Below are 13898 nucleotides of genomic sequence, written 5' to 3' on the forward strand. Positions count from 1 at the left end.
GACCCGCGTACTGGCAGCGCGGTGGGGCTTTAGCTGGTGGCTGACTAAACTTCCTAGTTGCTGTCGGCGGAGTCCATATATATAGGTAATGTAATGAGCGAGAGCTTTGCTGAACTATTTGAAGAGAGCCTGAAGAGCGTTGAAATGGCACCCGGCGCCATCGTGACCGGTGTTGTTATCGACGTGGACAAAGACTGGGTAACCGTACACGCGGGCCTGAAGTCTGAAGGCGTTATCCCTGCTGACCAGTTCAAGAACGACAAGGGTGAAGTGGAACTGCAGGTGGGCGACGAAGTACAGGTTGCCCTGGAAGCGGTAGAAGACGGTTTCGGTGAAACCCGTCTGTCCCGTGAAAAGGCCAAGCGCGCTGAAGCCTGGAAAATCCTCGACGCTGCACACGCTGCAGACGAAGTGGTTAAAGGTGTTATCAGTGGCAAGGTTAAAGGTGGCTTTACTGTTGACGTTGCCAACATCCGCGCGTTCCTGCCGGGTTCTCTGGTAGACGTACGTCCGGTTCGCGACACCGCGCACCTGGAAGGCAAAGAGCTCGACTTCAAAGTGATCAAGCTGGACGCCAAGCGCAACAACGTTGTTGTTTCCCGCCGTGCGGTAATGGAAGCAGCGAACAGCGAAGAGCGAGAAGCACTGCTGGCCAGCCTGCAAGAAGGTATGGCGATCAAGGGTATCGTGAAGAACCTGACCGACTACGGTGCATTCGTAGATCTGGGCGGTATCGACGGCCTGCTGCACATCACCGATATGGCTTGGAAGCGCATTAAGCACCCGAGCGAGATCGTGAACGTTGGCGACGAGATCGAAGTAAAAGTCCTGAAGTTCGACCGCGATCGCAGCCGCGTATCCCTGGGTCTGAAGCAACTGGGCGAAGATCCGTGGGTATCCATCAAGCAGCGTTACCCGGAAAACAGCCGCGTGAAGGCGGTTGTAACCAACCTGACCGACTACGGCTGTTTCGCCGAGCTGGAAGAAGGTGTGGAAGGTCTGGTACACGTTTCCGAAATGGATTGGACCAACAAGAACATTCACCCGTCCAAAGTTGTCAATGTTGGCGACGAGGTCGAGGTAATGATTCTGGATATCGACGAAGAGCGTCGTCGTATCTCCCTGGGTATCAAGCAGTGTCAGGAAAACCCGTGGGATGCCTTCGCGCGTAAATTCGCTAAAGGCGACAAGATCTCCGGTAAGATCAAGTCCATCACTGACTTCGGTATCTTCATCGGTCTGGACGGCAGCATCGACGGTCTGGTTCACCTGTCCGACATCTCCTGGAACGAAGCTGGCGAAGAAGCCGTACGCAAGTTCAAGAAAGGTGACGAGCTGGAAACCGTTATCCTGGGTATCGACTCCGACCGCGAGCGTATCTCCCTGGGTATCAAGCAGCTGGAATCCGATCCGTTCTCTGATTACGTTGCCACCAACGATCGCGGCAGCATCGTTATGGGTGTAATCAAGGAAGTTGACGCCAAGCAGGCCATCATCACCCTGGCGGACGAAGTGGAAGGTGTTCTGCGCGCTTCCGAAATCAGCCGCGACAAGGTTGAAGATGCTCGCAACGCTCTGAAAGAAGGCGAAGAAGTTGAGACCAAGATCACCAGCGTGGATCGCAAGAACCGCGTGATCAGCCTCTCCATCAAGGCCAAAGATCAGGACGACGAGAAGCAAGCCATCAAGGATCACAGCAAGAAGCAGGCTGAACAGGTTCAGCCGGCTACTATCGGTGACCTGATCAAGGCGCAAATGAATAACAAGGAATAATAATTCCTTGCTATTCAAGGCCCCAATTCGATGAATTGGGGCTATCCGAAAGCCGGACTGGGGTTGCCCAGTCCGGCTTTCTATTAGATGATTGCCGCTATCCCAGAATAATCAATGACTTAGAAAGGATTGCGGACTGCATGACCAAGTCTGAACTGATCGAGAAAATTGCTCTGAGGTTGGATCAGCTGCCGGTTAAGGATGTTGAGCTGGCAGTCAAAGTCATGCTGGATACTATGTCTGGCGTATTGGCTGAGGGGGAGCGGATTGAAATCCGCGGTTTTGGCAGCTTTTCGCTGCATTACCGTGCCCCGCGCACAGGGCGGAACCCGAAAACCGGAGACTCTGTGGAGTTGGCCGGTAAGTATGTGCCCCATTTCAAACCGGGGAAAGAGCTCAGGGACAGGGTAAATCAGCAGATGCGGCGTGACGTCCTCGAGAGTGCGTGATTGCCGGGCTGGTTGCGGTGGACTAAACACTGTAACGGATTTAAAGATTATTCCCGCTTCCGGGATCGGAGGTTTTCTTGTCATTTCTGCGTTGGGTATCACGGCTGCTGTTCGGGGTGCTCGCACTGGCCTGCATTGTGCTGGGCGTCTATTTCGCTGTGGACAATCCCGAAAGTATTACCCCAAGGTTTGCCGGTTATCCGCTATTTCCCGGTAGTGTTGGGTTCTGGCTGATCGGATTTTTGTTGATTGGTGCAATGCTGGGTTTTCTTGCCAGCCTGCTGCCGTATTACACGGAGCGTCGCAGGGTAAAGGGTTTGGAGCGCCAGCTGTTGCGTACCGAGCGCGAGCTACAGACGGTGCGCCGCCAGGTTGCCGGAGATTGATTTGAGCGACCTGACATTTTTCATTTTCGTCTTTGCGGCCATTGCCATCGGTTGGTACCTCGGTCGCCAGAGTGGCAAAAAGAAAGGTGCTAAAAATAATCCGCATCAGGCGCTGGCGCAGTCTTATGTGCAGGGGCTCAATTATCTGCTCAGTGAGCGTCACAACGACGCCATAGAAAAGTTCATCGATGCGCTGGAAGTCAGCAGCGCCACTTTTGAAACCCATCTGGCCCTGGGAAATCTGCTGCGCAAGCGCGGAGAGCACGACCAGGCAATACGGGTTCACCAAAATCTCCTCGCACGGCCAAGTCTTAACCGTATCAGTCAGCAGAAGGCGCAGCTGGAGCTGGCCCGGGACTATATTGCTGCCGGGTGGCTGGACAGGGCCGAGCGACTGTTGCAGGAACTGGTGGAAACGTCTCCGGATTTGCGCAATGTCAGTCTCGAATACCTGGTGGAGGTGTATCGGGATGAGCGCGAATGGGCCAAGGCCATCCACGCTGTCAATCTACTGCACAGCCGCCGCTTCAAGAGGTTGCCGGAGGAGTGGGCGCCGGTGCAGGCACACTTCTGTTGTGAGTTGGCGGAAGAGGCCATAAACGGTAAGGATTACCTGAGTGCACGCAAGCACATCGATGCGGCGCTCAATTATGATCGCCACTCGGTGCGAGCAAACCTGTTGTTGGGGCGCCTGGAATACTTGTTGGGGCGTCCGCAGGAAGCCATCAAGGTGCTGGAACGGGTGCCAAAGCAGAATCCGGATTATATCCCCGAGATTCTCGACCTCCTGATTACCTGCTATGAGGCTATTGGCGACGAGCGGGCGCTGGAGCGCTATCTGGAAAGTCTGCTCAGGGAGCACCCCTCAAACAGCGTGCTGATTGCGCTCACGGAGAGAATTCAGCAGCAGAAGAGTGAGGCCGAGGCCGCCGCCTTTATGGGGAAGCAGCTGGCGATGCGCCCGTCCCTGAGAGGCCTGGGACACTTTCTCAATCTGCATATCGACAGTACCCAGGGACGTGCCCGGGAAAATCTGTCGCTACTCAAAACCCTGGTGGATCAATTGATCGCCAGTCGCCCCCATTATCGCTGCAGCAACTGTGGCTTTTCCGGCAACCAGCTACACTGGCTGTGCCCTAGCTGCAAGCGCTGGGACAGTGTGCGCTCGGTAAAAGGTATCGAAGGCGAATAGCGGCACATTGGGTGTTTCGCCGAAAAAGTTCTGAATTAGAGGTTTCCATTGACTGAATCTGTTTCTTCTCCCGTGATTGTGGCCCTGGATTACGACAACGCCGGGGATGCTCTGGCAATGGCGGCAAAACTCGATCCTTCGGTTTGCCGCGTAAAGGTGGGCAAGGAGCTGTTTACGATTGCCGGGCCAGACCTGGTGCGCAAGCTGGTGGCTGCGGGATTTGATGTTTTCCTCGATCTCAAGTTTCACGATATTCCCAATACCGTGGCGGCAGCGGTGCGAGCGGCCGCCAACCTCGGGGTGTGGATGGTCAATGTCCATGCCAGTGGCGGCGAGCGCATGATGCGGGCGGCTGCAGAGGCGCTTTCCTCCCTGGGGGAAGGGCGGCCGCTATTAATTGGTGTAACGGTGTTGACCAGCACTGCGGAAGATGAGCTGGCGCCGGTGGGTGTTTCTCGCCCGTTGAAGGATCAGGTGGTTGCACTGGCTCAGCTGGCAAAAAACAGCGGACTCGATGGTGTGGTCTGTTCCGCGATGGAGGCGCAAGTGCTCAAGCAGGCTTGTGGTACCGGGTTTGCGTTGGTGACACCGGGTATTCGTCCGGCAGGGTCTGCTGCAGATGATCAGCGCAGAATCGTTACCCCAGTGGATGCGCTGAACAGCGGATCCGATTATCTGGTGATCGGTCGTCCGATTACCGGGGCGGAAAACCCTGCGGCGGCGCTAGAGGCCATCGTGAGTGATATAAAAAGTAACCGGGATTGATTAGAGCCAACTTTCTGAAATTGATCGTCCTGGCAATTTTTTGTGCCGTGATTGCGGTATGTGTCCGTAAGTGCGGTCGTGGATATTAAGTACGTTCGTTTTAGTTCCAGCGGCATTTTTCCCCGGTTTGGAGGCTTTAACAACGCGTAACAGTACCGCTGTCCCACTTGGTGACTGGGTGTGATGCCTTGTAAGAAGGTGTAACACCTGAACGAATTAATTTACTGGTAAAGTCGGCTCCTCCTTGGGGAGGTTTGCAGTCCCATGGAATGATGACTGATAAACTCACAAGGAGGATTTACCGTGAAATTTTTTCGTATCCCACTGGCGGCACTGTTTGCCGTTAGCCTGCTGCTGGTAAACGTCCAGCTAGCCAATGCCGAGGAACCGGTTGTTCAGGAGCAAATGCTGGTCAACCTGAATACCGCGACTGCAGAAGAGCTGTCTGAAGTGTTGGTTGGTGTCGGCTCTGCCAAGGCGGAGTTGATCGTGCAATACCGGGAAGAGCATGGAAAGTTTTCAAGTGTTGAGCAGCTGTTGGAAGTCAAGGGGATAGGTATCGCCACCCTGGAAAAAAATAAGGATCGAATGCAGCTTTAACAATTCAGCTACAACGATGCCAACGAGACAGCGCCCAACGGCGCTGTCTTTTTTTGTGCGCTATCCTTTGCATCAGGTCAGTATCAAAATGCGAGATGGCTCGCGTGTGAAATAGATGCGTTGGGTAATTGTTGGTAGCTCCGGATATATCGGCTCCGCTCTGTGTCATTACCTTGAGCGTGCGGGGCATGAGGTTGTTTCCGTATCCCGTCGAGTCAGCGGTCCCGCTGGCTGTCTTCATATTCAAATAGAGAATTTTTCGGCCGAGGATTTTGCCGGAGTTTTTCACTCCGGTGATCGTGTTATTTATGCGGCGGGAGTCTCATCTGTATCTCAATGTCGTAAATGTCCGCAGCAGGCGAAGACGCTTAATAGCCAGTTACCGGTAGAGTTACTCGCACTGGCGGAGCGGGCTGGGGCGGATAATTTTCTCTACCTATCCAGTGTCAAAGCGCGGCGGGCGACGAGTGGTGTCGTCGCCTCGGAGTGCGAGGGCGAGCCCGCGGTAGATTCCTACGGGCGCAGTAAGTGGGTGGCGGAAAGTTTGTTGCTATCCGGAAGTCACGAGACTCGAGTCAATATTCTGCGGCCGGCAGCAGTATACGGTGAGCAGCAGGGCAGGTTGCCTTTGGTTGGGCAGGCTGAGAGTGTTGTGCACAAGCGTGCATTTTTATGGAGGCGCAGGCTGAAATTCTGGGGGCGTATCTTTCCGTTGGTGCCGGCCACCGGCTACCGGAGTTTCGTTTCCATTGAGGATCTGCTTAGAGCCATTGTTCTGATCGGTGAGTCTTCCTGCGACGGGGAAATATTTATTGCTGCAGAGCCCAGTTTCTATGACATGCGTGCAATCAGCTCGGCTGTGACGGGGCGGGCAATAAAACACAGTGTTGTGCTGACCAGGTTGGCGCTGATGATTTTTGACGTTCTTTCTCATGTGGGTTTTAAAGTCGACTTTTACGATGTGCAAAAAAGTGAGCTATACAGTGCAAGGCATTTGAAGTCTGTGCTGAAGTGGCGACCCAGGGTGCGCTTCAGTGAGTATTTGAGGAGTGATTGATGGAGTATATGCCCGATTGGTGGGGCGGGGCGAAAATTGCTGTACTGGCCTTCCCACTGATTCTTTCGGGCACCGTAACACTGGTCATGTTGTGGGTGTTTTTGACGCACTTACGAGAAGTGGCGCTGGACGCGCCTAATCATCGTTCACTGCATGAGGTTGCAGTCCCTCGCACTGGCGGTGTTGCTGTGTTAGCGGGTGTTTTTGTCGGAATCCTAATCGCCGGCGTCCAGATTTCTGTGGGCGTGTTTGCCGCCTTTTTTTCTTTGCTCTCCGTCTCTCTCTTCGACGATTTTCGCTCGCTCAGCGCGCGTATACGTTTTGTCGTGCAAACCCTGTCAGTGTCTCTGCTGTTTTATTCGTTAAGACTTGAGCTGCATTTCTGGTTTCTCTGGCCATTGCTGGTCGTAACCGGCGTCTGGGTCGTGAATTTATACAATTTTATGGATGGTATGGATGGGTTTGCCGGTGGTGTAACCTGTATCGGATTCTTTAGTCTGGGCTCTGTTTTTTTTATCAAGGGCGCCGAGCAGTTGGCGTATTTCTGCTATTTGATCGCCGCAAGTAGCGCTATTTTTCTGTACTACAATTGGCCGCGCGCACGAATTTTCCTGGGCGATGCTGGATCCACCACGATTGGTCTCGCAGTATTTTCCCTAAGCGTTGCCGGGTGGCAGCAAGGCGTTCTGAATTTAGCGGTTCCATTGATGATTTTTTTGCCGTTCTGGCTCGATGCAACTGCTACGCTGTTGGTCAGGGTTGTGAAAAGAGAGCGCTGGTGGGAAGCGCATCGCCAGCATTTTTATCAACGTATGGCGATGAAGTTTGGTGTCAGGAAATCTCTCTTTATTGAACTGTGTATTATGTTTTGTACGTCAACCATTACATTGCTTTTGGTGGTTTTCGGTCTGGTTTGATAAACCGTTTTGATAGGGTCACTTTGATGAGTTGGTTTTAATGTACTGGTTTAGAGGGTTTCTCCCGGAGTTCGCCGGAGTTGACTGCTAGTTTTGTTCGAATGGTTGCGTCGTACTCACTTTAATGGTGGGTGAAAGAGTCCAGGCAAGGAATGCATTGGGGGCGTGGTGAAGCGCTTTTATAGAGCCGCACAAAAGAACTACAAGCCAGTATTGATGCTGTGCTATGACCTGTTGATATTGACCGCCGCGTTCCTACTGGCGATGAATATTCGCTTTAACGGCGCGGGACTGATTACTCAGCCAGCGATGGCACTCTGCCTGGGGATGACACTGGTTTCCAGCAGTTTCATTTTTCTTCGCCTGGGTTTGTACCGCACGGTCATCCGCTACATGGGCCAGCAGGCGCTGGTCGCTGTGCTTCAGGGGGTGACGGCCTCCGCGGTGGTGCTTGCCGTCGCTTCCTATCTCACTTACGCAGGTGTTCCCCGTTCGGTTCCGGTTATCTACTGGTGCTTTGCGTTGATTGCCGTTGGCGGTTCGCGCTGGTTGGTGCGAATTTATTATCAGATGGCACTGGAAATACACAAGACCCGGGTGGCGATTTACGGTGCTGGCACTGCTGGCCTGCAGCTGTATAAGGGGCTTATCCATGGGGAAATGTATAAAACGGTCGCATTTTTTGATGACAATGCGTCGAAACAGAATACCCTGATTGACGGTGTATTGGTTTACAGCCCGAGCAATATCCACGAGGTGATCGCGGAGCGGGATATTTCAGAGGTGTTGTTGGCCATGCCCGGCGTCCCAAAACTTCGGCGACGGGAAATTACCCGCAATCTACGTGAGCGGGGCGTTGTGGTAAAAGTGATTCCCGGAATGGAAGAGCTGGTGGATAGTGCCGGTCGGGTTTCCGATATATCCCAGATTTACGAGAACATTCTGGGTCGCGCACCGGTAGAGCCGCAAAAAGAACTGATTTCCGCGTCCATCGCCGGCAAGGTGGTGTTGGTGACCGGGGCGGGAGGCTCCATCGGTTCTGAGCTTTGTCGCCAGATCGTTCAGTGGGAGCCGGCAAAGTTGATCATGCTCGAAGCCTCTGAATTCTCCCTCTACCAGATTGAGCGTGAATTGCGTCAGCAGAAACTGGATGAAAATCTTCTTGTGGAAGTGACCGCGCTGTTGGGAGACGTGCGCAACCGGGCCAGGGTGATGGAAGTTCTGCAGTCTTTTCAGGTGCACACCATCTACCATGCCGCGGCATACAAGCATGTGCCGATGGTGGAGCAGAATGTGGTCGTCGGGGCAGAAAACAATGTGTTGGGAACCCTGGCGGTGTTGGAGGCTGCGGAAGTATCCGGTGTCGAGCAGTTTGTGCTGGTTTCTACCGACAAGGCGGTGCGCCCCACCAACGTGATGGGGGCGACCAAGCGCCTGGCGGAATTAATCTGCCAGGATTTTGGTCGTCGCTTCGGGCGTACCCGGGTTTGTATGGTGCGTTTCGGCAATGTGCTGGGCTCGTCTGGCTCGGTCATTCCCTTGTTCACCGATCAAATCAATGCCGGTGGTCCGGTGACGGTGACACACCCCAAAGTGACCCGCTTCTTTATGACCATTCCAGAGGCGGCGCAGCTGGTCCTTCAGGCGGGCAGCATGGGGCGCAATGGCGAAGTGTTCGTGTTGGATATGGGTGAGCCGGTGCGGATTCTGGATATCGCCCGGCGCCTGATTCAGATCATGGGGCATACCGTGCGGGATGAAGCGAATCCCGACGGGGATATCGAGATCCAGATAAGCGGCTTGCGCCCCGGGGAAAAACTGTATGAAGAATTGTTGCTTGGGGACAAGGTTTCGGGCACTGACCACCCGATGATCATGCGCGCAGAAGAAGAGCGGCTGTCCAGCGAGAAGCTTCAGCTCATCATTGGCGATTTAAAAGAGGCTTGTGTCAGGCAGGATTGCGAAGCGGTACACAGGCTGTTGCTGGCATCGGTGAAAGACTATGCGCCGAAACAGGACCTGCTGGATGTGGTGTGGTCGCAGATGCTAGAAGAGGGCGGCGATACCCGCCGGTTGCCTGTATTGACAGAGGGGGCAGAGGTGACACGGCTTGCGATTGCCGGGCGCAGCAAGGTTCAGCGCCTGACCGGGGAAACACCACAAATGTAGCGGCTCTTACCTGCCCCGTAGTGATAATCGCCCCACAAAAGAAAAACCCCGCGACCTTTACAGGTGCGGGGTTTTCTTTATTTGGCTCCGCCTGCTGGGCTCGAACCAGCGACCCAATGATTAACAGTCATTTGCTCTACCAACTGAGCTAAGGCGGAATTTTTTGGTTGAACGACGGCTGAGCAGAGTCGCGCAAGCGCGTCCGTTCTAAATAAAAACCCCGTAATCGATTCGATCTACGGGGTTCTTAAATTTGGCTCCGCCTGCTGGGCTCGAACCAGCGACCCAATGATTAACAGTCATTTGCTCTACCAACTGAGCTAAGGCGGAATCGGTGTCTGATCAGTCTGGCGTATGCCGTGTCGGTCAGATGGCGCGTATCTTATAGAGCACCTTTGGGCAGGTCAACCCCTCTGTGTTCAAAAATAACCTATTGATTTTTCAGTGTTTATTTTCTCGCCGGCTGTATCAGCGCGGCCCCAGGGCTGGAGAGGGTACATTTGTCGTGCTGCCGCTGCAGCGCCTACAATTTCCCCCTCACAAGCCCAGGCGGGGCAAAAAGGCAAACAGGTAGCAGCTTATGGAGACGCGGCCGTTTCAGGTGGCGAGTAAATACGAGCCGGCGGGTGACCAGCCGGCCGCAATCGAAGCGCTGGTGGAGGGCGTGAACGACGGTCTGGCACACCAGACGTTGTTGGGGGTAACCGGCTCCGGCAAGACCTTCACCATGGCCAATGTGATTGCGCGGGTGCAGCGGCCGGCCATCGTGATGGCACACAACAAGACACTGGCGGCGCAGCTGTACGGGGAACTGAAAGAATTTTTCCCCAAGAATGCCGTGGAATATTTTGTTTCATATTACGACTACTACCAGCCGGAAGCCTATGTGCCGTCTTCGGACACCTTTATCGAGAAGGATGCCTCGGTCAACGAGCACATCGAGCAGATGCGTCTGTCCGCTACCAAGGCGTTGATCGAGCGCAAGGACGTCATTGTGGTGGCGACCGTTTCCGCCATTTATGGTCTGGGCGATCCGGACAAGTACCTCAAAATGGTCCTGCATCTGGATCGGGGAGACATCGTCGACCAGCGTACCATCCTGCGCCGCCTCGCCGAATTGCAGTACACCCGCAATGATGCGGATTTCCGCCGCGCTACCTACCGGGTACGTGGGGACATTATCGATATCTATCCCGCAGATTCCGATCTGGAGGCGGTGCGCCTGTCGCTGTTCGACGAAGAGATCGAGGAAATCACGCTGTTCGATCCGCTGACCGGAGAGGTGCTGCAGAAGGTGCCGCGTATCACGATTTTCCCGAAGTCCCACTACGTCACACCGCGTGAGACGATTCTCGACGCCATCGACCAGATCAAGGATGAGCTCAAGGACCGTCTCGAGCAGTTGCGCGACAACAACAAGTTGCTGGAGGCGCAACGCCTGGAGCAGCGTACGCGCTACGACCTGGAAATGATGCAGGAACTGGGGTACTGCAACGGGGTGGAAAACTATTCCCGTTATCTCTCCGGGCGCGACCCCGGACAGCCCCCGCCCACATTGTTCGATTATCTGCCCCATGACTCACTGCTGTTTATCGATGAGAGTCATGTGACCGTGCCCCAGATCGGTGGCATGTACCGCGGCGACCGCTCGCGCAAGGAAACCCTGGTGGAATATGGTTTCCGGCTGCCGTCCGCGCTGGATAATCGCCCGCTCAAGTTTGAAGAGTGGGAGCATCTGTCTCCGCAAACCATTTTCGTATCTGCCACCCCCGGGAAGTACGAGGGAGAACACGCCGGTGCGGTCGTGGAGCAGGTGGTTCGCCCCACCGGCCTGGTGGATCCCGAGGTGGAAGTGCGGCCGGCGGCCACCCAGGTAGACGATACCTTATCGGAAATCCGCCGCTGTGTTGCGGCGGAACAGCGGGTGCTCATTACCGTGCTCACCAAACGCATGGCGGAGGACCTGACCGAGTACCTGCGGGACAACGACGTGCGGGTGCGCTACCTGCATTCCGACATCGATACCGTGGAACGGGTGGAGATCATTCGCGACCTGCGGATCGGTGAGTTCGATGTACTGGTGGGTATCAACCTGTTGAGGGAAGGGCTGGATATGCCTGAGGTGGCCTTGGTGGCGATCTTCGACGCCGATAAAGAGGGCTTCCTGCGCTCCGATCGCTCACTCATCCAGACCATCGGTCGCGCTGCGCGGAATCTGGAGGGCCGGGCGATACTGTACGCCGACAAAATTACCGACTCTATGCGGCGGGCGCTGGATGAAACCCAGCGCCGTCGTGAAAAACAGGTAGCGCATAACGCCGAGCACGGAATTATTCCTAAAGGTATCCACAAAAGTGTCGCGGATATCCTGGAGGGGGCCATTGCACCGGGCGTGCCCGGACGTGGCCGCCGTAAGGTGGCGGAGAAGGGCGGCGAGTACAAGGCGGACCAGAAGCCGCTTACGGACCAGCAGCGCTGGAGCAGAATTGAGGAGCTGGAAGAGCAGATGTACAACCACGCCAAGAACCTGGAGTTCGAGGCGGCAGCGAAGTTGCGCGATGAAATCTCGCGGCTGAAAGAACCTGAATAAAAGCGCCTGACTGATCCTGCCGGCAAGCTGTACCACGATCACCGGAGGAATCCGGCGGTGGCGGAGCGATGCCGGTTAACGTGAAGTGCCCCGAAAACTTTTAGTCTTTCGAGGCACTTGCGAGGTCCTGGCCGGTCCTGGCTTCGCCTTTTACTCCCCCGGCGTCGTCTTTCCCTTCCTCCACCATCGGGGCTGCAGTCTTAGCTGCTGGCTTTTTCATCATCAGCAGACTGGCGATGATGACGCCCATTCCAATCAAGTGCATGACACCAAACGGCTCTCCGAGAACCCAGGCCGCGGACAGCAGGGTTACTATGGGGCCGGTGGTGCCGATGGCACCGGTGGTGGCGGAGCCAATTTTCTGGATTGCGGCGCTCATCATCAGTGATGGCATCACGGTGCAGACAAAGGCGACGGTGAGGGCGTAACCGTAAACCGGCCAGGGTTGCTGCAACCGGGACAGGTCTCCCCTGGTGAGAACGTGCAGGGCAATCGCCGCGCTCGCGGCAATCATCGCCAGCGCCGTAAACTGGCGGCTGCCCAGTGTGCGAATTACGTTTTCGCTAAAGGCCACATATATGGCAAACGACAGCGCGCTGCCGAACGTCAGCAGCGCCCCCCAGCTGAGAGGGGAGAGATTCACCCATCCCGGCGTCGCTACACCGGTCGTAAATCCCTGATCCTGCCAGAAAATCAGCAGAATTCCCCCGTAAGCACAGAGTATGCACAGACTCTGCCGCATAGAGATACGGCGGCCGAGAAATGCCCAGCCCAGAAACAGGACCAGTGTGGGGTAGAGGTAGATGATCAGGCGCTCGAAGTTGGCGCTGATATAGCGCAGCCCCTGCAAATCCAGGTAACTGGCCAGGTAGTAACTACACAGCCCGAGCACAACCACTTGCAGCAGTGTGCGCTGTGTTACCGGTTGCCAATGATCACTTCTGTGGAGGGTAAAAATAATGGCCAGGTAAAACGGCAGCGCCAGTGACATTCGCAACAGGATGAAGGTGTCCACATCCACGCCGTAGCGATACGCCAGCTTGATAAAAATGGCTTTGATCGAAAAAAGCGCGGCGGAGCCAAACGCAAGCACATAGCCGTTGTGCCACAACGGTGTCGATGGAGATGGCGGGGTTAACACGAAAATCCTTATAAAGCGGGCGGGGTAAATCCATTTTGGGGGCAGATGATAATGTCTGATTCCGGGCGCGGAAAGGGCCGCGCGAAATGCCGGGGCAGGTTCCCGGCGGCAAGTCTGACATTACCGGTAGTCGATGCTAGGGCAGGTCGTTGAACAGTTGCCGGATTCCGGTACTCCAGGATTCCCGCAATCGCTGGAAATAACCATCGTTCTCCTGGATGCGCTCACTGCTCAGTTCTAGGGCGTCATTGCGGTAAACCGCCACGTCCAGTGGCATGCCCACCGACAGGTTGGAATGCATGGTGGAGTCGAAAGAAATCAGTGCGCATTTCATCGCCTGATGGAGGTTGGTGTCGTGGCGGATGATACGGTCGAGAATCGGTTTGCCGTATTTGCTTTCGCCGATCTGGAAATAGGGGGTGTCTTCCGTGGCCTCGATAAAGTTGCCTTCCGGATAGATATGGTAAAGCCGCGGTGGCTCGCCTTCGATCTGGCCGCCGAACAGTACGTGGCAGCCGAAATCCACCCCGGCATTCTGTTGCCCCTTGGTATTGTGGGCGATGATCGCCTTGATCTGTTCACCCACAATTTCTGCCGCCTCAAACATATTGCCGGCGTTATACAGGTTGGGTTGTTCGTCGTTTTCGAGCTGCGAGCGCAGTCGGCTGACCAGGTTTTGGGAGGTGGCCAGGTTGCCGGAGGTCAGCAGGGCAAAGCAGCGCGCTCCCGGCTGTTGAAACAGGTGCATTTTGCGGAAGCTGGCAATCTGATCAACACCGGCGTTGGTGCGGGTATCTGAGGCAAAAATCAGCCCCTCGTTCAGCCACATGGCAATGCAATACGTCATGGAATCCCTGTC

General features: G+C 55.2%; 12 protein-coding genes and 2 tRNA genes. 10 read left to right on the forward strand and 4 right to left on the reverse strand.

Features of this window, described 5'->3' with window-relative positions:
• The first annotated feature begins 93 nt into the window (after nt 1-93).
• From rpsA to PVT68_RS00425, 9 genes are all read left to right on the forward strand, one after another.
• Nucleotides 94-1773 carry a 30S ribosomal protein S1 gene (rpsA, locus tag PVT68_RS00385; protein WP_280320599.1) on the forward strand — a complete coding sequence of 560 codons (1680 nt, stop codon included), beginning with the start codon at nt 94-96 and terminating at the stop codon, nt 1771-1773.
• Nucleotides 1774-1913: 140 nt separating this feature from the next.
• Nucleotides 1914-2222 (forward strand): integration host factor subunit beta, encoded by a 309-nt coding sequence (gene ihfB / locus PVT68_RS00390; protein ID WP_280320600.1) that lies wholly within the window; start codon nt 1914-1916, stop codon nt 2220-2222.
• Between the two features lie 77 nt (nt 2223-2299).
• A complete protein-coding gene (locus PVT68_RS00395; protein ID WP_280320601.1) occupies nt 2300-2608 on the forward strand; it encodes a LapA family protein in 309 nt (102 codons plus the stop codon).
• A gap of 1 nt (nt 2609) precedes the next feature.
• Nucleotides 2610-3800, forward strand: a complete 1191-nt coding sequence (gene lapB, locus PVT68_RS00400) for a lipopolysaccharide assembly protein LapB (RefSeq protein WP_280320602.1) — start codon at nt 2610-2612, stop codon at nt 3798-3800.
• A 48-nt stretch (nt 3801-3848) separates the two neighbouring features.
• On the forward strand, nt 3849-4565 hold the full coding sequence (gene pyrF, locus PVT68_RS00405) for an orotidine-5'-phosphate decarboxylase (protein ID WP_407666114.1): 717 nt from the start codon (nt 3849-3851) through the stop codon (nt 4563-4565).
• A 303-nt stretch (nt 4566-4868) separates the two neighbouring features.
• Nucleotides 4869-5165, forward strand: a complete 297-nt coding sequence (locus PVT68_RS00410) for a ComEA family DNA-binding protein (RefSeq protein WP_280320603.1) — start codon at nt 4869-4871, stop codon at nt 5163-5165.
• 115 nt (nt 5166-5280) lie between these two features.
• Entirely contained in the window at nt 5281-6222 is a 942-nt protein-coding gene (locus tag PVT68_RS00415) for an NAD-dependent epimerase/dehydratase family protein (protein ID WP_280320604.1), read from the forward strand.
• Nucleotides 6222-7139: an MraY family glycosyltransferase gene (locus PVT68_RS00420; RefSeq protein ID WP_280320605.1), complete on the forward strand. Its 918-nt coding sequence runs from the start codon at nt 6222-6224 to the stop codon at nt 7137-7139. The genes PVT68_RS00415 and PVT68_RS00420 overlap by 1 nt, the downstream gene beginning before the upstream one ends.
• A 168-nt stretch (nt 7140-7307) precedes the next feature.
• On the forward strand, nt 7308-9308 hold the full coding sequence (locus PVT68_RS00425) for a polysaccharide biosynthesis protein (protein WP_280320606.1): 2001 nt from the start codon (nt 7308-7310) through the stop codon (nt 9306-9308).
• A gap of 82 nt (nt 9309-9390) precedes the next feature.
• Here the strand turns inward: PVT68_RS00425 and PVT68_RS00430 are convergent.
• Nucleotides 9391-9466, reverse strand: a tRNA-Asn gene (locus PVT68_RS00430).
• Between the two features lie 96 nt (nt 9467-9562).
• Nucleotides 9563-9638 (reverse strand) — tRNA-Asn (locus PVT68_RS00435).
• A gap of 250 nt (nt 9639-9888) precedes the next feature.
• On the opposite strand from PVT68_RS00435, the gene uvrB reads away from it, so the two are divergent.
• Nucleotides 9889-11898, forward strand: a complete 2010-nt coding sequence (uvrB, locus tag PVT68_RS00440) for an excinuclease ABC subunit UvrB (RefSeq protein WP_280320607.1) — start codon at nt 9889-9891, stop codon at nt 11896-11898.
• A gap of 100 nt (nt 11899-11998) precedes the next feature.
• Here uvrB and PVT68_RS00445 read toward each other — a convergent pair whose 3' ends face one another.
• Both PVT68_RS00445 and PVT68_RS00450 read right to left on the reverse strand, forming a co-directional pair.
• On the reverse strand, nt 11999-13039 hold the full coding sequence (locus PVT68_RS00445; protein WP_280320608.1) for a DMT family transporter: 1041 nt from the start codon (nt 13037-13039) through the stop codon (nt 11999-12001).
• Nucleotides 13040-13175: 136 nt separating this feature from the next.
• Nucleotides 13176-13886 (reverse strand): proteasome-type protease, encoded by a 711-nt coding sequence (locus PVT68_RS00450; protein WP_280320609.1) that lies wholly within the window; start codon nt 13884-13886, stop codon nt 13176-13178.
• Nucleotides 13887-13898 lie beyond the last annotated feature (12 nt).

Source organism: Microbulbifer bruguierae (genome assembly GCF_029869925.1).
Classification (GTDB): domain Bacteria; phylum Pseudomonadota; class Gammaproteobacteria; order Pseudomonadales; family Cellvibrionaceae; genus Microbulbifer; species Microbulbifer bruguierae.